The following is a 21,880-nucleotide window of genomic DNA, read 5'->3' as shown; positions in this document are numbered from 1 at the left end:
CACAAAGCGTTACAATTAATTAACAATTGATAATAAATAACATATATGCCTAAAACTCTAATAGATTTTTCTCAGTTTGTTGGTTTAAGTAAAGAACAAGAAACAGAGTTATTAAACCTTTTAAAAAGACTAAATAGTTTTTCTGGTTCTTTAAAAACTAATATAAAAGATTTAGAAGCTAATATTCTTATTATTTTAAAAAGCTCCTTAAAAGAATTAGCACAAACTGAAAATTTAGATTTAGAGAAGATAGAAAAACTTTTTAACAAAACAGTAAAAACATCTCTTAGTGAATTATCAAAAGCTTTAGATAAAACTTATCAAGATCAGTTAAAGACAAAAGATATATTTCTATTTGACGGAATTATCGTAGAAAAATGTTTAAGTGTTTTAGAACAAGTTCTAAAATTTCAAAAAGAATTAGATGAAGTTTATCCTGGTGCTTCTAAGAAAATTATAACATCATTAGAAAATATATTAATTACTGTAATTGCAACTCAACTACCTATTCTTTCAACGTTCATAAAAGCAAGCGGTATACTTGAAAAAGTCAATAATCTCATCGACCATGAAAAACTATTGCCAAAAATAAAAAAATGGCATAACGATATTAAAAATATGCAACAAGAAATAAAGGATAATAAAAACCTTAAGGACGTTTATAAAAAAGCTGAACAAGTTGCCGAAATTTCAGAAATATCCAAAGATCCTGTTAAGAAAATTATTGAAATTTCAAAAGTTTCAGAAATATCAAAAGAATCTATTGAGAAAGTAATTAAAATAGCAAAAAATCCTAATAATGAATCATCGTTAGATTACGTGATAGAAGCTAACAAAGCTATACCGCAAACTACTAAAGAGGTAGAAGAAAAAATATCAAAAATAAAAAGTGATGTAGAAAAAGCACTTCCTGAAGAGATAAAAGATGAAAAATTGCATTCCATCAAAAATACTATTAGTGATAGATTAAATAGTACAAAAACAGAATTATTAAAAGCAGCAAACCCTGAAACTCCTTTTGTTGATAAAATAACTTCTTTATTTAAAGCAGCAGAAGCAGCTACCAAAATTGCAAGTGATGTGAAAAAAATAGCAGGAGTAATACCAGGGGGACAAAAATTAGAAAGCGTTATAAGCGGGATAATAACAACTAACCTAATACCTAAGCCGATTTTAACAATAGCTAAATTAGCTCCTGAGGTAGCAGAGTTAGTTAAAGTAGGTAAGGCAATAATTACAGTGCTTTCCAAATCACAAAACTTAAATCAAACACAAGGCAGGTCAAAAAGTGCTTAATACTCATATTTTAATTGCTATAGGATGTTTATTAGTATTAGTAATATATTTAATATATAAAACAGCATCACGTAAAAAAAATATTACGACTTCTGGAGAAAATAATTCTGAGGAAACTTTTGCTCTTAATAACAAAAATCAGGATAATAAAAAACTCACCTTACAAGAACGAATAGAATTATCTTGGAAATTTCTTTATGACATTACAGAAACTATTCTCAATAAATTTACTAAAGATGATATAACTTTAGTGAATAAATGTGGTCGTGTTTTACTTGAAAACGGAGCACGCTATGAACATATAGTTGATCTGGCGATCCCTCGTGCCAAATCCCATACTCAATCTGTAGAGCAAGAGCAAACTAAAGGCAAAAAAACTTTAGGGGTGTAATTTTTCTACCTTGAAAAAAGCATATACTCGACGTATAAACTACTCTATCCACTTTTCATTTATTAGCGATATACAATCCTTGTAAATATTTTTTTAAAAGATATTATTAGAAAGTTATAGTTAAAAATAATTGCAATTAATGAGCAAATTGAAACAAGGAACATTTATCACTTTTGAGGGAGGGGAAGGAATTGGCAAATCTACCCAATGTCAAATGTTATACGAATATCTAAAATCCCAAAATATTCCCGTAATTTTAACCCGTGAAGTTGGCGGCACTAGCGTAGCAGAAAAGATGCGTGAGATCCTAGTGCATACCGATCTACTGCCGATGTCTGAACTACTGCAAGCTATGGCAGCACGTTATGACCATATGGTAAAAAAAATTATACCGGCTTTACAGGCAGGGAAAATAGTAATATGCGACCGGTTTATTGACTCAACAGCCTGCTATCAAGGATTAGAGCTAGAAAACGGTATAGAACTCGTATATAATCTGTACAAAGACTTAATGCCGCCTCTTATGCCGGACATTACCTTTTTTATTGATGTAGAATCTTCTATTGCCATTGAGCGGGTAAATTCACGAAATATGAGCAATAAATTTGACGTAAGAGGGTTAGATTTTTACAATAAAATTTATGATTGCTTTAAAGGATTAAGTAAAAAATTTCCTGAGAGAATAGTAACAATTAAGGCTTCCGATCTTGATCCTACGCAAGTACACAAGTTAATAAAAAAACACTTAAATTTAATATGAATAATACCTATTATATTACCACTCCCATATATTATGTTAATGATGTCCCGCATATTGGGCATGCTTATACCAGCGTTGCAAGTGACGTGATTGCCCGCTTTATGCGTCTTAGCGGTCGTGAAGTCATGTTTTTAACAGGCACTGATGAACATGGGCAGAAAGTAGAAAAAGCTGCTATTAATAAAAATATTGATCCGCAAAAATTTACTGATCAGACTTCTCAAAGTTTTCGTCATCTTATGACTGCCATGCATATTTCAAATGATGATTTTATCAGAACAACGGAAGAAAGGCATAAAAAAGCAGTAGCTATGTTTTGGCAGAAATTACTAGATAACGGCTTTATTTATGAGGGTTTTTATGAGGGCTGGTATGCCGTTCGTGATGAAGCTTTTTATGATGAATCTGAGCTAACAGCGGACAAATTAGCCCCAACCGGTACAACTGTGGAATGGGTTAAAGAACCTAGCTATTTCTTTAATCTTTCAAAATGGCAAGATAAATTGCTTGAGTTTTATAAGCTAAACCCTGATTTTATCAGACCTATATCAAGACGTAACGAGGTCATCAGCTTTGTTAAGTCAGGTCTAAAAGATTTGTCCGTATCACGCACCACTTTTAACTGGGGTATCAAAGTCCCAAACGATAATAAGCACGTGATTTATGTATGGCTTGATGCACTTGCTAATTATATCTCAGCCCTTGGTTATCCTGATCAAAATAGCAATTACGGCAAGTTTTGGCCAGCAAATTTACAGGTAGTCGGCAAAGATATTCTACGTTTCCATGCCGTTTATTTGCCTGCTTTCTTAATGGCTGCTGAAGTTCCACTGCCTAAGACAATTATGGCACATGGTTGGTGGACTAATGAGGGACAGAAAATTTCTAAATCACTTGGGAATACCATTGATCCGATTAAGCTGATAGAAGAGTTTGGTGTTGATCAGGTTAGATATTTTTTAATGCGTGAGATAACATTTGGAGCGGATGGTAACTTTGCCCGCAGCAATCTAATTACCCGTATTAATAGCGAATTATCCAATAAGATCGGTAATTTATTGCAACGTACTACTTCTTTTGTTTATAAAAATAATGATGGTAAAGTGCCGGCAATCACGCAAGATGCAATTAATAAAATATATGAGTTACCGCTTTTAAAAACAGCAATTAACTCTGCTAAACAGAATATTCTGCTAATGGAAAAAACCGAAATTAACAAGATTCTTGATAATATTATTAATTTAGCCGAAGAAGCAAATATTTATATTGATAGCGAAGCTCCTTGGAATTTGAAAAAAACAGACCCTGAGAAAATGCTAGAGGTGTTATATGCTCTGCTAGAAACTTTGCGTTATATCGCCATAATGCTTCAGGCTTTTATGCCAAGTTCTGCTGGTAAAATGCTTGATCAGCTAGGGGTAAACGCAGAAGAGCGTTTATTTAAGCATTTATCGCTTGAGTTTGCTTTAACACCAGCTAGCGATATTCTAGAACCGGTTATAGTATTTCCAAGGTTTGAGTAATATTTCACGTCATTGCGAGAAGAAACTGAAAGTTTCGACGAAGCAATCTCAGGATGCTTCACTGGATTGCCTCCGCCCTCGGCTTTGCCTCTCCTCGCAAAGGCATTGTTGCGTGGATACCAAATCGTCTGAGCTACGCGACTGCAAGGAGCGTGGCAATCTAGAAAAAATAATAAAAAATGCTATAAGTTAACATTTTTTACTGGATTGCTTCGTCAAAACTTATAGTTTTTCCTCGCAATGACGGTCTCTACCCCCTTTCACTTATTAGAAACACATATGCTAATAGATTCACATTGCCATCTTAACTTACTAAAAGATGTAGAAATAGACAACATAATCAAACAAGCTATAGAAAATAACGTGCAATATATGCAAACTATTTGCACTAAACTTGATGACTTTCCGGTTATTTTAGAAATAGCGGAAAAATATAAAAATATTTTTGCATCTGTCGGTGTACATCCGTGCGAGGTAAATAAAGAACGACATTGCGAAGCACTGCAAGTGCTTTGGCAATCTCAGGAAATTTTAATGAGATTGCCACGTCAAGGCTTCGCCTTTCCTCGCAATGACGCTACAACAATTATAGAACTTACTAATCACCCCAAAATCATTGGAATAGGTGAAACTGGGCTTGATTATTATCACGAGCCTTATGATAAAAAACTACAAAAAAATTTCTTATTACATCATATAGAAGCTGCGGCTACGACAAAGTTACCGCTTATTGTTCACACAAGAGAAGCAGACCATGATACTATAGATATTTTAACCTCGGAAATGCGTAATAATAAATTTCCTGGGTTGATACATTGCTTTACTTCTTCAAAAAAGCTAGCGGAAAAAATGCTAGATATCGGTTTATATATTTCAATGTCAGGTATTATAACTTTTAAAAATGCAACTGATTTGCAGGAAATAGTTAAATATGTGCCACTTGATAGGTTACTGATTGAAACCGATGCACCTTATCTAGCCCCTACCCCTATGCGTGGCAAACAAAACGAACCGGCTTTCGTTAGATATGTTGCTGAGAAAGTCGCCGAACTCAAAAATATCCCCTCCAAAGAAGTAGCAAATGCTACTACTAATAACTTCAAAACATTATTTTCTAAATTTATAAATTACGTAAATTCTAGTGATTAATAATTAAAGAATGTGCTAAACATTCTGTAGGAAAACAAGCAAAACTTTGGTCTTTCGAAGTAAAAACAGAAATTACACGCAGTAATTTACGAGAGTCTTTTTTTCAAGCTTTGTCAAATTCCTCTTGGGCTCACTTTAGGTATTTGGTTGCTGCTGATTTAATTGAAAGTAAACAAAATGATACTCGACATGAATTAGAAATGCTATGTGCAAGGCATGATATAGGCTTCATTTTATTAGACAAAAAAGATCCTAAAAATAGTAATATATTAATTCCGGCTAAAGAAAAGTCCGAGGTTGATTGGAACATAGCTAATAGACTAGCTGAAGAGAATAAAGATTTTGAGAGTTATCTAAATAAATTTGATACATTTTACAAAAAACAAAGTATAACTGACATTAGTTGGTTTGATCCTGATCCATATTTTAAAAAATCTAAAAAAACAAACCAAAAACTAAAAAGAAAAAATAACTAAAATACTTTCTTATTAGTACCGGATAATTATTAAAAAAGAATTTGTCATTGCCAGGATATGCATAGCTAAAAGGGCGTGGCAATCTAGAAAAAATAATAAAAAATACTATGATTTAGTATTTTTTATACTTCCTTGCTTAGTCAATTATTTCATAATTTCCTCACAATGACAGATAAAACTATAGTCAATTCCATTGAATTTTGTGACAGGCATGATGGTAGATCCTATAATAATAGGCGAGACAACGAGCGACCTGCTACATGCGTTCAAATCAGTTTACTATACATTGCACTTAAAAGCCTATAAAATCAGATTGACTTATTTAAAGTTTTGCCTAGAATCATTTTGGAGCAGCTAAAGGCTGTTCTTGGGTGTCGAAACCCTAACGGCAAGAGGTTTAAATCAGCCTTTAAATGATTTTCCTCGATCATATCAGGGTCGGGGAGGTTGTAGCCATGTTCAGGGCTTAAAGTTAATACTTTAAGCCTAAAAGCTACTCAGCTGTTCTTGTCGACGGTTTTCGAACTCCCCGGTCACCAAACAAGCTTTGCTTCTTGGTGATCAAAATTAAATTAATTTAAAGGAGATTAAACCGTTATGAACAATATTGTAGAAAAAAGAATAGCCCTTATCGAGCCATATTTAGATTTTATTATTAAAAGCGAAGAATTATTGCGGGAAATCTATCCAGATGGGATAGATAGGGATTTAATGATAGAATTTATTTTAGCTAAGAAACCTTATAAATCTTATGCTTATTATACTCTAATTCGTAGTTTATTCAAATTGCCATGCAATAAAATTATACTTATAATTGATAAACAATTGCTAAAATCTTTCCTGGGTTTATTCCGCTCTATTATCCTTGGTACTTTATCATATCTCAAGCTAATTAAAATTTTTATCTATGATGAAAATGATTTCGTTCTAGATATAAAAGCCTTAAAAAGTAATGAAAATTACTTCTGGTCTTATAAAATCAATTACTTAAAAAAATTAATTAATGGAAAGTAATTAGTTTTGTTGTGTGGATCATTTTTCCGTCATTGCAAGAAAATTACGGCTTTATTGCATGGCTCGAAAAATGCCATATATGTCATTCAATAGTACCCGACAGTTTTTATTCTATGTCATTCCTACAAAGGGATTGTTGGGTGGATCGAAAAGCACCCTCGATGTCATCCCGTGGCTTGACCACGGGATCCAGTTAAAAATACTAATAAAATTAGTATTTTTTATTATTTTTTCTGGATTGCCGCACTCGCTTTACTCACTCGCAATGACAATTTGGTATCCACACGGGCAATGCCTTCCCGCTTCTGCTGGAATGACATTAAGCCTTATTTTGTCTCTTTTATCTTTTGAGCTTCAACTTGCGGTGCTTCTTGCTCTTGTTGTTTTTTATATTCTTCTGCTTTTTCTTCAATATAATTAAAAAAGAAATAAGTAAAAGTTAAAAAACTAGTTAGAATAATTGCAAGAGTTATTAATATTGCTTTGAGTTGTTTGCGTGAATCTTCTGCTCTTAGTCGTTTCTCTTCTTCATCAATTTCAGATTCAGATAATAATATTTGTTCTTCTGTTGTATTTTCCATGTTATAACTCACAATATGATTTAGTTTTTTTAGTAACATAGAAATCAATTCTGTGATTTAAATTAACTCCGCTGTTACTTAACGTATAAATAGACTTATGTTAATGACGGAGCTTAAACATCATTATTTTAAACAAATTAAGGTACATACTTTTTTTCTTTTAAAAACAGCATTACATGCTACTTTTAAAAGAAGATTTTAATTTTTTATACCTTTCATTTATTAGGGATATATAGGGAATATATAAACAAGTCAATAATTAAACTATTAAATTATAAATATTTTATTAGTAAATTGATTATTTTACACTTCTCAAGCTTAATTTCCCAGTAGATCAGAAGAATGAATATAATCATGTGAGCTAAAATTATATCCGTTCCCATAACTATTATCATAACCATCGCTAATAGCTGAATTATATAAAGAAGGTAAATGAGCTGACGATATTGCATCATCAAGACAAATAAGCAAATTTTTTCCTAAATAATTCTCAATAAAATTATTAGCTGTATATTCTAATATTGTATATTTTGATGGCTCAGATTCAATAATTTTTCTACAATCTCTATTTCCTAATTTATAACCTATCAATGTTAATAACATAGAATTATATTCATCTTTTGGCTGATTAAAAAAGCCTATCTCATAAACCTTAGCAAGAACATAACAAGCTTCAGTATTTTTATTCATAATATCAGCTTTAAAACTTTCTAATATTTTATTAACTTCTCCTTCAAGGGATAAAATATTTACTATAAAGTTATTTGCAAAACTTTTATAATCTATCATGGATGAATCTAAAGTGGCATTAAGAAGAGCTTTAAATAAGATTTTAGCTTGCTGTATATTGTTGTGAGGCTTTAACTTATACGATTTATGTATTAAATTATTAAATACTTCCAAATTACTACATCTACTCACTTCAAATTTCTCCCATTTTCATTACTAATTCTTTTATTTCTGTCATTCTTGATTTATTGGCAACTAAAAGACCCTGTATAGTATTGATAACCATCACATTGTCAAGCCCTATCACTGTCGTTACTTTGCTATTAGAACTAATGAAAGAATTAGTGGTATTACTAATTATTACATTCCCCTCACAGTAATTATCCTGTATGTTTTGTTGCTTTAATTCCAATAAAGAAGACCAGCTGCCAAGATCATTCCAAATAAAATCCGCTTTGACCATAACCATTTGAGAAATATATTCCATTATAGCGTGATCTATCGAAATAGATTCGGCTTCGTTATATATAGGCGAGTTTATTACTATATTATTTTTAGTTTTTATAGCACTATCATATGCCGCAGCTGCAATTTTAAATAATTGAGGTTGTATACCCATCGCTAAACTTAAGAAAAAACTAATATCATATATAAAAATTCCTGAATTCCAAAAATATTCATTACTACTACAATATCTTTCTGCTTCCTTAAATTCAGGTTTTTCAATAAAATTGTCAACTTGGTAAATATTTTCTGCAATCGAAATTCCCGATTTTATATAGCCATACTCGGTATTTACGCTATTTATTGGAATACCGATAATACAAATTCCATATTGCTCAACAAAACATAAAGCTTTATTTATAGTATTGAAGTAATTTTCTTCATCTTCTATATGATGGTCCGCCGGTAGTAATACTAACCTATCGAACCCTTGTGCCTTAGCTGACAGAGCCGTAATAATTGCACAAATTGCTGTATTTTTCTGCTCCGGTTCGGTGATGAATTCAAATTCTATTTCTATATCTGCTGCTTGCTGTTTAGTAATTTCTTCATATTGGTTAGAGGTAATTATTGTAGGTTTCCCTAAAAATTTATTTCTGATTAAAGTTTGCTGTAATAAAGTTAAATCACCTAATATTTTTTTAAATTGCTTTGGTTTATTACTGGCAGATAGAGGCCATAACCTCTTACCACTACCACCTGCCATAATAACCGGCTTTACTTTCATATGATTTCAACTATTGATTGAATAAATAATGACAGGCTTTATAGATGGCTTTAAAAAATAAGTCAAGCTTTTTGACAGATTTTACAATAAAAAGTACTTCTTCCTGAGTGTTTTGTCTTAATAATGTTATTAGAGCAGCTTAGGCACTCTTGCCCGTCTCTTGCATAAACCATAAGTTGCTGTGTAAAATAGCCTGGTTTATTATCACCATTAACAAAATCTTTAAGAGTAGTGCCGCCAGCAATTATAGCTTTAGATAGAACATTCTTAACTGCTGCAATTAAATTCTTTATCTCATCATCGTTTAAATCTTTTCCGAATTTATCAGGATGAATTTTAGCTAAATGAAGACTTTCAGAAGCATAAATATTGCCGACTCCAACGACAATTCTATTATCCATGAGTAAATTTTTTATCGGTACTTTTTTATTCATTAGCTTACTTTTTAAATATTGAAGCTCAAATAAATCAGATAGAGGTTCTAACGCTAGATTAGCAAAAAAATCTTTCTCCAAAAGCTCGGTACGAAAGCTGTAAATCATCCCAAATCTTCGAGTATCGTTAAAAATCAGCTTTTCATTATTACTTAAGTTAAAAACTACATGGTCATGTTTTTTGGCTTCGTAGCCTGTAGATTGCAGTGTAAACCTACCGCTCATACCTAAGTGAACTATTAAAGAATGATTATTATCAAAGTCGATTATTAAATATTTGGCACGACGCCTAACATTTATTATATTCGTATTTACGATTTGGTCAGCTAAATCAGCAGATAATTTATAACGTAGATTATCTCTTTTAAACTCCACTTTCTTTATAACAAGCCCTATTAATTTACTTTCTAGGGAATTTTTTAAAGTTTCTACTTCAGGAAGTTCCGGCATTTTTACTATTATTTTAATAATTTTATGTTTATACTATATTTAATTGAATATACATAATGGAAACTATTATGCGAACTGTTAATGTCATCCCGTGGCTTGTCCACGGGATCCAGTTAAAAATACGTCAGTATTTTTTATTGTTTTTTTGGATCCCGTGGCTTGTCCACGGGATGACAGAGCCGATCCATATAACATATAAACCAAATGAACCAAACAAATTTTGGATTTAAGAAAATAAAAGCAAACGAAAAACAATCGCTCGTAAATAGCGTTTTTTCTAACGTTGCTGATAAATACGACTTAATGAATGATCTTATGAGCTTTGGAATGCATCGCTTATGGAAAGATGAGTTTATTAGACAAGTCCCAAATCTTAACTCTAATATATTAGATGTTGCTAGCGGTAGCGGCGATATTGCTTTGAAGCTTGCTAAAAAAGCGAAAGATAGGGGTAGTAACATCTCTTTAACTTTAAGCGATATTAATAAAGAAATGCTAAGGCAGGCTAAGAAAAAATCAATTGATATAAACTTATTTCAGAATCTTAAATTTACTGTAGCAACTGCCGAAGAATTACCATTTCCTGATAATAGCTTTGACTATTATACCATTGCATTTGGGATTCGAAACGTTCCTGATATTAATAAAGCTCTAAAAGAAGCTTATAGAGTTTTAAAACCTATGGGTAAGTTTGTCTGTCTTGAATTTTCCAAGGTAAAAGAAAGTTTATTACAAGATTTCTACAAATTCTATTCGTTTAATGTTATCCCTAAAATTGGTCAAATAATTACCGGCAATAAAGAAGCCTATGACTATTTAGTTGAAAGTATAGACTTATTTCCATCGCAAGACGAGTTTAGAATAATGATTAAAGAGGCAGGCTTTGAAGAAATTAACTATAAAAACCTAAGCGGCGGCATTGTTGCCATTCATAGTGCATATAAGTTATGATTTGTAATTTTTTTAATTTATTACGTATTTTTCATATCATTAGCAAAAAACAAATTTTGACTAATACTTCTAATGTTAAAATACCTAAAGATATTAGATTTATTGGCTATATATTAGCATTATTTTTTGCTCCATTATCGTTATTTAGAAAATCAAAAGAAGATTACGGCAAACGCTTAATAGAAACTTTAAGCAGCCTTGGACCGATTTATATAAAATTTGGGCAAATGCTTTCCACTAGACCCGATTTAGTAGGAACACAAATAGCAGATTACTTAAGATTGTTACAGGATAAATTACCACCATTTGACAGTAAGGTGGCTAGGAGGATGGTAACGTCATTGCGAGGAGACATTTATGTCGATGAAGCAATCTCAGCAAGCAAGAAAAAGATTGCCACGCAGTCTTCGACTGCTCGCAATGACGCCCCCCTCCCGTTCTTACACTTCAATGACACGCCTATAGCTGCTGCATCGATCTCGCAGGTACATAAGGCACAGCTTACAACAGGTGAATATGTAGCGGTGAAAATATTGCGTCCTAATATTCATAAAAAATATAATAGGGATATCAGGCTATTATATTTCCTTGCAAAAATTGCCTCAAAATTTTCTAAAGCAAAAAGGCTAAAACCTCTTAAAGTAGTTGATAAATTTCATGAAACTATGAAATTTGAGCTTGATTTACGCCTCGAGGCTGCTGCTGCTTCAGAGCTTGCTGATAATATGCGTAAAGATCATAACGTAATAATCCCTAAAATATATTGGGATCTAACATCAGAAAATATACTAACTACGCAGTGGTTAGAAGGCACTTCTATATATGATACTCCGCTATTAAAAGAAATGGGGCTAGAGCCTGCAAAAATAGCCCAAAACTTTGCCGTAATGTTCTTTAACCAAGCTTATAGAGACGGCTTTTTCCACGCTGATTTACACCCAGGAAATATTTTAGTAGATAAACTAGGTAAGCTCATTCTGCTTGATTTCGGTATTATGGGTAGACTTAAAGAAAAAGATCGTTTAGCGGTTGCCGAAAGCTTATTTGGTTTTTTAAATCGTGATTATAAATTAGTTGCCAAAGTACATTTAAAAGCTGGTTACGTCCCTATTAATACCGATTTAGATTTATTTACCCAAAGTTGCAGAGCTGTTACCGAACCGGTTGTGGGTGCACCTACTAAAAATATTTCAGTTGGTAAGTTGCTTGCTCATTTATTTAAAATCACCGAGGATTTTGGTATGGAAGTGCAGCCGGATCTATTATTATTACAAAAAACTTTAATAATGGTCGAAGGGATAGGTAGACAATTGGACGAAAACGTTAATATGTGGCAACTTGCTGAACCTTGGATTAAAAAATGGGCTATCAAAAACCTTAGCCCTGAAGCAAAAATATTACGTCTAGTAAAGCATCATTTAGAAAAATTATATGATAAAGTAGATGAATTAGACTAAAAATCTTGTAATTATTTTGTTAAAGTTATATTGTAAATTCAAATTCATATTATGAAATTGCAAGGATGATAGAAAGAAATTATTACTTAGAATACATCAAAGATTCTTTTGATATATTCCCTATATGTGCCATTCTTGGACCAAGACAGTGCGGGAAAACTACCTTAGCACATAGCTATATCAAGCAACTTAATGATAAAAATTATTTTTTTGATTTAGAAGATCCATCCCATTTAGATCAGCTTAAAAATCCTAAAGCAACTCTAGACCCACTAGATGGATTAATAGTTATCGATGAAATTCAAAGGCAGCCGGAACTTTTCCCTTATTTACGTGTTCTTGCTGATTATTCAAATAAAAAATTCTTAATTTTAGGCAGTGCATCAGGTGAATTACTTAGACAATCCTCAGAATCATTAGCAGGTCGCATTGAATATACAGAACTTACGCCGTTCAGTTTAACAGAAATAACTGACTTTAAAGAATTATGGCTAAGAGGCGGATTTCCAAAATCATATTTAGCAAAAAATCATGATTTAAGCCTTAGATGGCGTAACAGCTACATTACTAGCTTTATCGAGCGTGATTTACCGGCTCTTGGAATATCCCTTAATCCGCATCTAATGAGGCAATTATGGATGATGCTTGCCCATAATCACGGACAGTTACTAAATTATAGCGAACTTGGAAGATCGCTTGGCTTAACTGATATGACTATCAGACGTTACACTGAAATATTAGAACAAACTTTCATGATTAGACTGTTAAAACCTTGGCATGAAAATATTTCAAAACGTCAAGTTAAAGCACCAAAAGTTTACATACGAGATAGTGGGATATTACATGCGTTACTAGGAGTTAACGAAAATGATTGGTATGTTCACCCTAAGCGAGGTCTATCCTTTGAAGGATTTGTAATAGAGGAACTAATACGTAAATTTAAAATAGATGCAGAATGTTTTTTTTGGCAAACACAAACAGGAGCTGAATTAGATTTATTAATTATTAAGAATGGTAAAAAATATGGTTTTGAAGTAAAAAACTCTGACACTCCTGAAATTACTAAATCTATGCATATTGCTCTTACTGATCTAAAATTAGAACATCTATATATAGTAACGAGTGGCAACAGCACATATAAAAAAACCGAAAACATAACCATAATCGGAATAGAAAAATTATCTGATTTACAACTTACTTGAATTAGAAATATTTAAACTATTGTAATATAACCATACTCCTAAAGATTAATAAAAATTAAAATATAAATTTTTATAAACCTTTAAATAATTATAGTAAACTAATATTAACTAAATTATGCAAAGGTTGTGGAATGTCTAAGAACCAAGATCAGGAATCCCTCGATAAAATAAAGCAGCAGCTTGATGAAGAATATCAAAATCTTACTTATCTAGAAACAGGCTGGGCAGCTCTTGGGATCGAAACCGGTAATAAAAAATATGATGAATTAAATAAGAAATATTTAGATCTTAATAAGGGTAATTTGGGTATAATACAAACAGTTACCCAGGCTGTTAGTGATGGTGCTAGTGCTTTACAATTTACTTGGGAAGCGGCTCAAGTTTTACCTGATCTTGTGACAGAATTTAATAACTTAAAAGCTGCCAAGAACGCTGCTGATAGTGCCGGCTCTATTGAAGCTGGTAGCAAAATGATACAAGATGCTGAACCGCTTATAAAAAAATGTGCTGATATTTTACATTCAACAAGTATATCAAATAGTTCTAAGGAAGCTATTTTAGAATCTACTGTTATTCCATATGTTCTTACGCCTATTTTAAATAAGCGATTTGGTAAAATAACTAAGAATTTTCAAACTTCCGAAACAGAAAAAATAAATGTATTGGATGGCATCAGCCCTAAATTTATTAGAGAATTATCTACACTTGGAGTAGATATAATATCTAAAGCATTAGAAAATGATCTAAATCCAAAAGTGCAAGGAATATATAAGAATATTAAACAAAAAAATGAATCATCCCAAGCTAATATATTACAAAATATACGTGAGATTATTACTTCAGATCAATTAAGCCCTGTTCTTAAGAAAGATCTAGTAAATTTTCTAAAAAAGCCTGAGAGTCAGAAAGAAATAGCTCAGTTTGCAGAAAATATAATAAATAATAAAGCACAAAAATTTGCTAAGCCTGAATTAATTATAAATACAGTAGCATTACTTGCAAATTCTAGTGATAAATTCATCGAAAGTGCCCCTGCCGCTATAGATGCTTTGAATCAATTTAAAGCAAATCAGCGTTGGTCTAATACCAACCTAAATATGGCAGGATTAGATACTACAAGCAAAAAAGATTTATTAGCAGCAAAAAAGCCTGAAGTAGTAGAATTGGTTAAAAATGCTAAGATTATTATAGATAATTTATCTCCTGTTTTAGAAAAAGAATTGCCAAAATATTTGAAGGATAATCAAGAAAATATATTAGCTGTTTTAAAACATTCTACAGTGACAGAAAGAATAAAATCCTCAGGAAAAGATCCAGAATTTATACATAAAGCAGCAGAAGCGTCAATGCCTTTCTTACAGGATGCTATGCCATCAATTACTAAACTTGCTAATTTCGCCCTTGCCGATAGTGATAAAGTTGCCGATATAATGCAAAAAGCTGCATTAATTAAGTCACTTCCAAAAGAAGAAAAAGTATTACTTCGTACTTTAATAGAAATAAAAAATAATAACCCTGAAATAAATAAGATAATTGAGAAAGATATACCTGACTTATTAACAACACATGCAAAAACTTTAGGACCTATTGTACAGGAATTTTTAGATACAAAACCAATAGGACAAAAACTAAAATTAGAAGGTAAAAAGTTAGTAGAACTAGCCGGTAAACATGCACCTGAATTAATTAAAATTGCCGATAAGATAAATAAACATGAATATGGTGGGGTTATAGTACCGGCGTTTAAATTATTAGCAGACCCAAAAGTTCTAGGATTAGTCGCAAAAAGTATAGTTAATTTAGGAACAAGTACACTTAGTAAAAAACCGGTAGGACCTCACACAAATAAGGTATTAGAAGAAAGACAAAACAATGTTGGTAAGCAAACTAGTAGAGGAGCATAAAAAATTAATTTTGTTATTATTTTGTTAAAATTATCCTTGTAAATTCAAAATCTTATTATGAAATTGCAAGGTTGATAATAATTTATATGTTATAATTTTCCCAATTTACAACTTACTTAAGCTCGTTTTTTTTCACATTCTTGAATTAAAATATCAGCCGGTATATGTAATTCTTTATGTAACTTTCTAATCATAGGTAGAGTTAATGTTCTTTTTTTGTTAAGAATTTCTGATACTCTACTTCTAGAACCTATGCTTTTTTCTAAATCTTTACGAGAAAGTCCTAATTGCTCTAATCTAAAGTTTATAGCTTCGATAGGATCAGGAATTTCTATTTTATAATGCTTATTCTCATAATCTTCTACTAATAAAGATAATATTTCTAACTTTTCCGTTTCTGCTGAGTTTACAGGTGCATATAATAGCTTGTCAATTTCTCTCAAAACCTCATTATATTCTTCTTCTGTTTTTATGATATGTAATTCCACTTAAACCTCTCTAGCATTAATTTTATCATATAGCAAAAAGCAATAAGGTTTAGACATTAAATTTACGAGCGAGATGGTATTGTTGCGTAGATCATTCTCCTTCCTGTCATCCCGTGATTTATTCACGGGATCCAGTTAAAAATACTAATAAAATTAGTATTTTTTATTATTTTCTGGATCTAGTTCCCAAGCCACGGTATGACTACCTTAGGGCGTTTTTCGATCTACGCAACAATACCGAGCGAGATTGCGGAGCGTATAAAAATACGTGAGCACAATCGAGACTCGCAAAATTTCATGTATAAACCTTATCGATTGAAGCTATATTCTGCATGAGTTCCTACAAATCAATAGTATCGGACAGTTTTCCTAGTTTTCTGGATGGCTCGGTGAAGACGTTCTTATGATGTCATTCCTGCGAAAGCAGGAATCCAGCATAAAGCGAGATAAAATTGAGCTTTTAACCTCAAAAACTTGCTCATTTGTACTTTTTCTGGATTCCTGCTTTTAGCTAGGAATGACATTGTGAGATTTTCTCGAGCCATGCAGCAAAGTCGATTGTATCTTATAATATTAAGATCCCAAAAAGGGAGCAAGTAAAATATTAGGATACTATTTGGTGCTATACTACAAAATAGTAATACTAATTTGTAGTGGCATGCTAAATTAGTATTAAAATTAAATATTTCTAAAGAAAAAATAATAGAGAATTTTTATCAGACTTATGGAATGGTTTATTGTTTTGAAAACAAATTTAATATACACTTCATTAAATAAAAAGTTAGTATACGAAGGTCAACTTGGAAAAGAGTAATCGGTCTGTAAGCTGAGGAGCGGCAGCAGTTACTTAATACGTGAGCATCCAAAAACTTACAAAGACGACATAGCCAATTTTTCAAGTTCTATCTACGTATACGGATTTTTGGTTTTTATGTAGATAAACCTAATAGGAACGCCTGGCATGTCGAAAGCTTCACGCATATTATTTACTAAATATCTTGTATAGCTATCGGTTATTTTTTCCGGGTTGTTGGAAAATAATTTGAATGTAGGCGGTCTAGTTTTTGTTTGCGTCATATATTTTACACGCACTCGCTTACCACCTTTTTGCAAAGGCAATGGATGTGCTTCGGTAGTAAAATTAAGCCATTCATTTAATTTGCTGGTAGTTATTTTTTTATTCCAAGTTTTGTAAATCTTAATACAGCTATCTAATACATCGGCTATATTTTGTTTATTTTTTGCTGAGATAAATAAGGCAGGAACGCCTTTAATCTGAGGCAGATGAGTATTAATCTGATAATAAAACTCTTCTTTAAACGCTTCTTTCTCGGATTCTTTAACTAAATCCCATTTATTAACTACTATAACAATACTTCGCCTTTCATTTGCTACATGGCTTGCAATGTTTAAATCCTGCTGTTTCAAAGGCGATAAAGCATCAATCATTAAAATCACAGTATTAGCAAATTTAATGCTATTAATGGCATCTGATGCTGATAGTTTTTCTAAAGATTCTGTAATAGCGGCTTTTTTACGAAGCCCTGCCGTATCAATCAATTTGATATGATTACCTTTATACTGCCAATCAATTTCAATTGATTCACGAGTAATCCCTGCTTCCGGTCCAGTTAGCAATCTTTCATCGTTAATCAAAGCATTTATAAAAGTAGATTTTCCGGCATTAGGTCTACCGCTTACTACTATTTGCAGACAATCCCCTTTAATTGGGTCATTTATTTCTGCTTCTTCTGAATTTTCTTCGGGTAATTTGGCAATAATTTCATCATATAAATCAATCATTCCTGTGCCATGTTCGGCAGAGATAGCAACCATACTATCAAATCCAAGCTTGTAATATTCCTTATCAAAATCAAAAGCCTTTTCACATTTATTAATTACTAAGACCGCCGGCTTATTATATTTTCTAACAAAATCGCTAAGTAATTTATCATCAGGCAATATTCCGCTTCTACTATCCACCATAAAGCAAATTAAATCTGCTTCATTTATCGCTTTAGTAGTCTGCTCCATTAGTCTTTTACCAAAGCTATCAGGATTTTCTTCAAGCCCTGGCGTATCAATAAGCGAAAACTCAAACGAGCCTATTCTACCATCCGTATATTTCCTATCTCTAGTAACACCGGGTAGATCATGAACAATAGCTTTTTTACGTGTACTTAAGCGATTAAACAACGTTGATTTACCAACATTTGGACGCCCTACTAAGGCAATAATCTTTTTAGTCATTATATTTAATGTAATATTATAGCTACCAAAACAAGTAATGCACCGATAAAGCCCACTATATTTGCAATTATGATAGGAGTATTTTTTATTAAAATACCGTATAATAACCAGCTACTTAAAGCAACAGCACTTATAGTAAAAGCAGGAAGTGATACAGATGCTGCCGATTTACAGGTAAAAATTTTATGAGCTTGTACGTAAAACATGAAATTACCAACTGTACCTACTACAGTCATGTATTTTTCATAAAACTTCATGAATTTTGGAGACATATTTTTATCTTTTGATGTGAGGTTATTGATGTCATTTTTGTATGGATCGAAAAACGTCTTCGGTGTCATCCCATGGCTTGTCCACGGGATAACACCGCACAAATCCTACAAAGGAAGAGTTATTTTTATATATGCCTTCTTATGCATATCTTCGAAAAACTTCTGAGCTTTTTGAGAAATCTTTTTATTTGTTAGAAAATTTACCACATAATTATTTTCATCTTCGCTAATGTTTAAGATTTTTTTAGTACATACCTGTACTATCTCAAACTCATTATATTTTTCAAAAACATTACTTGCTTGATTAGGACTCAAATCTTTTACTATAGTTTGCTTGGCTTCTTCTATTTTACTAAGCTTATCAGTAATTACTGTCATTGTTGCGAAATTCTCATAAAGAGATTTCTTAACATCTGAACAGTTCTTTAACTTACTTTTTAAATTATTCATCTGTGCAAAAGTTTTATCACTCTTATCTTTAGAGGTAAAAATCTGCATTGACACTTCTACTTCTTTTTGGTCGCTAGATAAAATTGCTACATCTATTTCTTTATTACTTACTTGTACTGACCTTGATAAACCTGATAAAACATTCATCTTGATTAGTTCAGACTTAATTTGGGAAATAAAGCTATCAGGATTAACCGATCTACTTTTTAAATATTGAAGAAGAGAACCATGAGGCATTTTGTTACGATCTTCAATAGATTTGATAGCGTTATCTATTTCTTCTTGTGAAATTTCTTTATCACCATAATATTGGAAAAGTAAAGATTCATCAATCAAGCTTTTTATAGCTATATCACTTAACTGCTTATCCTGAGCAGGTGTTACCTCCTCAACATTGTTTAATGCCATGATCATTTTTTTTCTGGCACGAAACTCATTAAGAGTAATCGGTTCATTATTTACAAGTGCCACTATGTTTGATGTTTCAGCAACCGCACTACATGTAAAAAAAACAGTAATTATTAGTAATAATTTTTTCATATTTAACTCTGTAATATTATGTAATATTAATACAATTTAGTAGACGAAGTTTTATTTGGAAAAGAGCAAGGCGTCTTGAAGCTGATAACCGCAGCGTACATATAGTACGTGAGGATTATCAGCAAAAGACAACGTAGCCAATTTTTCAAATAAAACGAGTATACTACATATTCAGGACTCTTAAACCAACAGAAATAGTAAGCGAGGATTTAGTTTTTTTAATTCCTCTACTTTCATCGGATAAATAATCAGAATAAATCTTAGCTGCGATTCTAACACAATCTTTAGCGTATGTCACTCTAATAGTTCTAGTCAATAAATCTGCTGAGCCTTTTGAAAGATCAATACGTCCACCAATTCCAACAGACCAATTATCTGTCAATTGGTAATTGACATTTCCGTAAAATTGTCTTGCTCGATTACTTGAAAGCTGCATATCTTCTGCTCTATAATACTTTTTAAGATTTGTAAGCTGAATAAGACTCCCGGTTAAACTTATTCTACCATAATATAAATTAGCTCCTACCTCATCACGTATAGGCTTAAAATATCTATTTTTTCGAAAATCATAAAATAATTCTAAATTATCATAAATATTTCCTGAAATTTTACCAATATTTTCAGTATCACTTGCTTTCTGATATACACTATATCTAGTATTAAGAGACTGACCTAAAAATAATCTTAAATAATTTTGTTCTTTAGCAAAACTAGCGTTTAAACCATAATTTAATCTATTACCGAAATCATGGCAATCAATACCGCTATAACGATTGGATAAGAAAAGATTTTTTCCTGATAGCTCATATTTCATAGGGTCAATTATAACAAACTTCATATCTTTACTGGATAATTTACGCCCTATAGTAAAAGAAACTATCGGCTCAATAAGTACATTTATTGTTTTTGTTATAGCACCTGCGAATGGGTAACGCCATAAAGTTTGAAATTCCGGTATATTACGTTGAAGCGATTTAGCTGCTCTTGTTCTCTCAAAATAAGCCTGTTTTGTTATATAAAAATCTCCTCTATCCCGAGCAACAAACTCAAAAATTTGTCCCGAAGAAGTCATAAGATTATGAATATAAGATAATTGTAGAGAAGTTCTAGTAAGCTGCTTTCCTATCCTTTCTTTATACATTAAAGTGTTATTTTCGATAACGATATGCCTACTTTCGTCATCATTTAGACTTATTACATTTTTTGTAGTGATTTTTGGTAATACTAGTGGATAGTTAGATCTGCTATCATTACTACCTAACCCTTGCGAAGTTAAAGCTTCTATCTGAAAATAATCCGCCTTGTGAATCTTATTTAAAAATACCCTAGAAGTTAGGTATGAAGCATAGTTATTATAATAATTTTTTAAATAAGCTTTATCAGACGTACGCTCTGCTTTAAAACCATAATTATAAACTTTATCACTACTATAAAAATTACCATTTACAATATAATGATAGGAAGAGATTTTTTTATCCTTTATTTTATCTCCGTTTTTTTCCAAAAGGTAAGGTAGTCTACCATAACTACCATCAAAACTTATATTATCGGTATTATTTGGTCTATAACGCCCTTCTAGCTCAAAAATTGGGTCTTTATTAAAAACTCTTGGAGTTAATGTAAAATCCATATTAGGCTTTGCCCGTAAATATATAGGCACTCCAAATCTTCCATTCTTCACATCTGGCACTAGTAGCCCTGAGGAAGCAGGAGCTGACGGAGTTGGATGGAAAAAATATGGCAAGTAAAAAACTGGTATACCATATACCTCGAAAAATACATTTTTATAAACTATTTTATGCTCTGCAGAATGAATATCAGTATTTTTAGCAGAAATTTGCCAGAGGGGATTTCCACTACAAGTAACTTCGCAGGGAGTAAACTTAGCATAATGAAGCCGTATATTATTTTCATCTATTCTTTCAGCGAGCTTAGCAACTAAAAGGCTATTATTATTAAAAAGCATAATAAATTTAGACACTACACCTTGTTTAAATTCATTTTTTAAGATTGCCTTATCACCTAATGTAATTCTATTGTCTTTATCTTTAACTCTTACATTACCCTCTACCCATAAAATATCATTATTTACGTCATAAAGTAAATTATCTGCTGTTAGCAAATGCTCATCCGTAAGAATTTTTAGATTACCTTTAGCATATATTAATCCCTTATTTTCATTATATTCTACAAAATCAGCAATTAAATTATTAATTTTAACGCCGCTGCTTTTTGTCAAGCTATTTGCGAAACTAAACAAAGGAGATATTACGATAATAAATAGAAATATTACCCGTAGCATTTATCTATTAACCAAATATTTAAATAGTAG

Annotated in this window: 20 protein-coding genes and 1 pseudogene; 11 read left to right on the top strand and 10 right to left on the bottom strand. The window is 31.7% G+C overall.

The window, feature by feature from the left end:
• The first annotated feature begins 45 nt into the window (after positions 1-45).
• The 7 genes from AAHF54_RS01115 (at position 46) to AAHF54_RS01080 (ending at position 6,609) form a co-directional block, all read left to right on the top strand.
• The gene (locus tag AAHF54_RS01115) at positions 46-1,296 is read left to right on the top strand and encodes a hypothetical protein (protein WP_341794932.1); all 1,251 of its coding nucleotides are present in this window, start codon (positions 46-48) and stop codon (positions 1,294-1,296) included.
• On the top strand, positions 1,289-1,687 hold the full coding sequence (locus tag AAHF54_RS01110) for a DUF2660 domain-containing protein (RefSeq protein ID WP_341794933.1): 399 nt from the start codon (positions 1,289-1,291) through the stop codon (positions 1,685-1,687). The genes AAHF54_RS01115 and AAHF54_RS01110 overlap by 8 nt, the downstream gene beginning before the upstream one ends.
• A 139-nt stretch (positions 1,688-1,826) precedes the next feature.
• Complete coding sequence (gene tmk, locus AAHF54_RS01105) at positions 1,827-2,447, top strand: dTMP kinase (protein WP_341788786.1); 621 nt, start codon at positions 1,827-1,829, stop codon at positions 2,445-2,447.
• The gene (gene metG / locus AAHF54_RS01100; RefSeq protein ID WP_342170075.1) at positions 2,444-3,970 is read left to right on the top strand and encodes a methionine--tRNA ligase; all 1,527 of its coding nucleotides are present in this window, start codon (positions 2,444-2,446) and stop codon (positions 3,968-3,970) included. Before tmk ends, metG begins: the two co-directional genes overlap by 4 nt.
• 279 nt (positions 3,971-4,249) lie before the next feature.
• A complete protein-coding gene (locus AAHF54_RS01090) occupies positions 4,250-5,119 on the top strand; it encodes a TatD family hydrolase (protein ID WP_341788784.1) in 870 nt (289 codons plus the stop codon).
• 110 nt (positions 5,120-5,229) lie between these two features.
• Positions 5,230-5,595: a hypothetical protein gene (locus tag AAHF54_RS01085; protein ID WP_342170074.1), complete on the top strand. Its 366-nt coding sequence runs from the start codon at positions 5,230-5,232 to the stop codon at positions 5,593-5,595.
• 597 nt (positions 5,596-6,192) lie between these two features.
• The gene (locus AAHF54_RS01080; protein WP_341788782.1) at positions 6,193-6,609 is read left to right on the top strand and encodes a hypothetical protein; all 417 of its coding nucleotides are present in this window, start codon (positions 6,193-6,195) and stop codon (positions 6,607-6,609) included.
• A gap of 326 nt (positions 6,610-6,935) precedes the next feature.
• On the opposite strand, the gene AAHF54_RS01075 is transcribed toward AAHF54_RS01080, so the two are convergent.
• From AAHF54_RS01075 to mutM, 5 genes and pseudogenes are all read right to left on the bottom strand, one after another.
• On the bottom strand, positions 6,936-7,190 hold the full coding sequence (locus AAHF54_RS01075) for a hypothetical protein (RefSeq protein ID WP_341788781.1): 255 nt from the start codon (positions 7,188-7,190) through the stop codon (positions 6,936-6,938).
• Positions 7,191-7,508: 318 nt separating this feature from the next.
• On the bottom strand, positions 7,509-8,111 hold the full coding sequence (locus AAHF54_RS01070) for a hypothetical protein (RefSeq protein WP_341788780.1): 603 nt from the start codon (positions 8,109-8,111) through the stop codon (positions 7,509-7,511).
• Between the two features lies 1 nt (position 8,112).
• The gene (locus AAHF54_RS07435) at positions 8,113-8,382 is read right to left on the bottom strand and encodes a hypothetical protein (RefSeq protein WP_410525923.1); all 270 of its coding nucleotides are present in this window, start codon (positions 8,380-8,382) and stop codon (positions 8,113-8,115) included.
• Positions 8,374-9,144, bottom strand: a pseudogene (locus tag AAHF54_RS01065) (mannose-1-phosphate guanylyltransferase); the annotation flags it as partial. The pseudogene AAHF54_RS01065 and the gene AAHF54_RS07435, both read right to left, overlap by 9 nt.
• Before the next feature lie 68 nt (positions 9,145-9,212).
• Entirely contained in the window at positions 9,213-10,034 is an 822-nt protein-coding gene (mutM, locus tag AAHF54_RS01060; protein WP_341788779.1) for a bifunctional DNA-formamidopyrimidine glycosylase/DNA-(apurinic or apyrimidinic site) lyase, read from the bottom strand.
• 204 nt (positions 10,035-10,238) lie between these two features.
• Here mutM and ubiE point away from each other — a divergent pair, with 204 nt between their 5' ends.
• The 4 genes from ubiE to AAHF54_RS01040 all read left to right on the top strand — a co-directional run bounded on the left by ubiE (position 10,239) and on the right by AAHF54_RS01040 (position 15,548).
• Complete coding sequence (ubiE, locus tag AAHF54_RS01055; protein WP_342170073.1) at positions 10,239-10,985, top strand: bifunctional demethylmenaquinone methyltransferase/2-methoxy-6-polyprenyl-1,4-benzoquinol methylase UbiE; 747 nt, start codon at positions 10,239-10,241, stop codon at positions 10,983-10,985.
• Complete coding sequence (gene ubiB / locus AAHF54_RS01050; RefSeq protein WP_342170072.1) at positions 10,982-12,442, top strand: 2-polyprenylphenol 6-hydroxylase; 1,461 nt, start codon at positions 10,982-10,984, stop codon at positions 12,440-12,442. The genes ubiE and ubiB overlap by 4 nt, the downstream gene beginning before the upstream one ends.
• A 65-nt stretch (positions 12,443-12,507) precedes the next feature.
• Positions 12,508-13,644 carry an ATP-binding protein gene (locus tag AAHF54_RS01045; RefSeq protein ID WP_342170071.1) on the top strand — a complete coding sequence of 379 codons (1,137 nt, stop codon included), beginning with the start codon at positions 12,508-12,510 and terminating at the stop codon, positions 13,642-13,644.
• Positions 13,645-13,775: 131 nt separating this feature from the next.
• Positions 13,776-15,548, top strand: a complete 1,773-nt coding sequence (locus AAHF54_RS01040; RefSeq protein WP_341788775.1) for a hypothetical protein — start codon at positions 13,776-13,778, stop codon at positions 15,546-15,548.
• A 116-nt stretch (positions 15,549-15,664) separates the two neighbouring features.
• Here AAHF54_RS01040 and AAHF54_RS01035 read toward each other — a convergent pair whose 3' ends face one another.
• The 5 genes from AAHF54_RS01035 to AAHF54_RS01010 all read right to left on the bottom strand — a co-directional run bounded on the left by AAHF54_RS01035 (position 15,665) and on the right by AAHF54_RS01010 (position 21,850).
• Entirely contained in the window at positions 15,665-16,036 is a 372-nt protein-coding gene (locus AAHF54_RS01035) for a type II toxin-antitoxin system HigA family antitoxin (protein ID WP_341788774.1), read from the bottom strand.
• Positions 16,037-16,942: 906 nt separating this feature from the next.
• Entirely contained in the window at positions 16,943-18,286 is a 1,344-nt protein-coding gene (gene der, locus AAHF54_RS01025; RefSeq protein WP_341788773.1) for a ribosome biogenesis GTPase Der, read from the bottom strand.
• A gap of 5 nt (positions 18,287-18,291) precedes the next feature.
• A complete protein-coding gene (locus tag AAHF54_RS01020) occupies positions 18,292-18,558 on the bottom strand; it encodes a SemiSWEET family sugar transporter (protein ID WP_341788772.1) in 267 nt (88 codons plus the stop codon).
• 105 nt (positions 18,559-18,663) lie between these two features.
• Positions 18,664-19,548 (bottom strand): SurA N-terminal domain-containing protein, encoded by an 885-nt coding sequence (locus AAHF54_RS01015; RefSeq protein WP_341788771.1) that lies wholly within the window; start codon positions 19,546-19,548, stop codon positions 18,664-18,666.
• Positions 19,549-19,711: 163 nt separating this feature from the next.
• Entirely contained in the window at positions 19,712-21,850 is a 2,139-nt protein-coding gene (locus AAHF54_RS01010) for an LPS-assembly protein LptD (RefSeq protein ID WP_341788770.1), read from the bottom strand.
• Between the last annotated feature and the right edge of the window lie 30 nt (positions 21,851-21,880).

The organism is Rickettsia endosymbiont of Seladonia tumulorum (assembly GCF_964030815.1).
Lineage (GTDB): Bacteria > Pseudomonadota > Alphaproteobacteria > Rickettsiales > Rickettsiaceae > Rickettsia.
The sequence above is the reverse complement of the archived record's forward strand: the minus strand, read 5'-3'. Positions and strand labels throughout refer to the sequence as shown.

Excerpts from the sequence above, each read along its gene's own strand:
- AAHF54_RS01080 (WP_341788782.1), top strand. The coding sequence starts at position 6,193 with ATGAACAATATTGTAGAAAAAAGAATAGCCCTTATCGAGCCATATTTA.
- AAHF54_RS01075 (WP_341788781.1), bottom strand. The coding sequence starts at position 7,190 with ATGGAAAATACAACAGAAGAACAAATATTATTATCTGAATCTGAAATT.
- tmk (WP_341788786.1), top strand. The coding sequence starts at position 1,827 with ATGAGCAAATTGAAACAAGGAACATTTATCACTTTTGAGGGAGGGGAA.
- AAHF54_RS01015 (WP_341788771.1), bottom strand. The coding sequence starts at position 19,548 with ATGAAAAAATTATTACTAATAATTACTGTTTTTTTTACATGTAGTGCG.
- AAHF54_RS07435 (WP_410525923.1), bottom strand. The coding sequence starts at position 8,382 with ATGGTCAAAGCGGATTTTATTTGGAATGATCTTGGCAGCTGGTCTTCT.
- AAHF54_RS01090 (WP_341788784.1), top strand. The coding sequence starts at position 4,250 with ATGCTAATAGATTCACATTGCCATCTTAACTTACTAAAAGATGTAGAA.
- ubiE (WP_342170073.1), top strand. The coding sequence starts at position 10,239 with ATGAACCAAACAAATTTTGGATTTAAGAAAATAAAAGCAAACGAAAAA.
- metG (WP_342170075.1), top strand. The coding sequence starts at position 2,444 with ATGAATAATACCTATTATATTACCACTCCCATATATTATGTTAATGAT.
- AAHF54_RS01010 (WP_341788770.1), bottom strand. The coding sequence starts at position 21,850 with ATGCTACGGGTAATATTTCTATTTATTATCGTAATATCTCCTTTGTTT.
- AAHF54_RS01045 (WP_342170071.1), top strand. The coding sequence starts at position 12,508 with ATGATAGAAAGAAATTATTACTTAGAATACATCAAAGATTCTTTTGAT.
- AAHF54_RS01115 (WP_341794932.1), top strand. The coding sequence starts at position 46 with ATGCCTAAAACTCTAATAGATTTTTCTCAGTTTGTTGGTTTAAGTAAA.
- AAHF54_RS01040 (WP_341788775.1), top strand. The coding sequence starts at position 13,776 with ATGTCTAAGAACCAAGATCAGGAATCCCTCGATAAAATAAAGCAGCAG.
- mutM (WP_341788779.1), bottom strand. The coding sequence starts at position 10,034 with ATGCCGGAACTTCCTGAAGTAGAAACTTTAAAAAATTCCCTAGAAAGT.
- AAHF54_RS01020 (WP_341788772.1), bottom strand. The coding sequence starts at position 18,558 with ATGTCTCCAAAATTCATGAAGTTTTATGAAAAATACATGACTGTAGTA.
- ubiB (WP_342170072.1), top strand. The coding sequence starts at position 10,982 with ATGATTTGTAATTTTTTTAATTTATTACGTATTTTTCATATCATTAGC.
- der (WP_341788773.1), bottom strand. The coding sequence starts at position 18,286 with ATGACTAAAAAGATTATTGCCTTAGTAGGGCGTCCAAATGTTGGTAAA.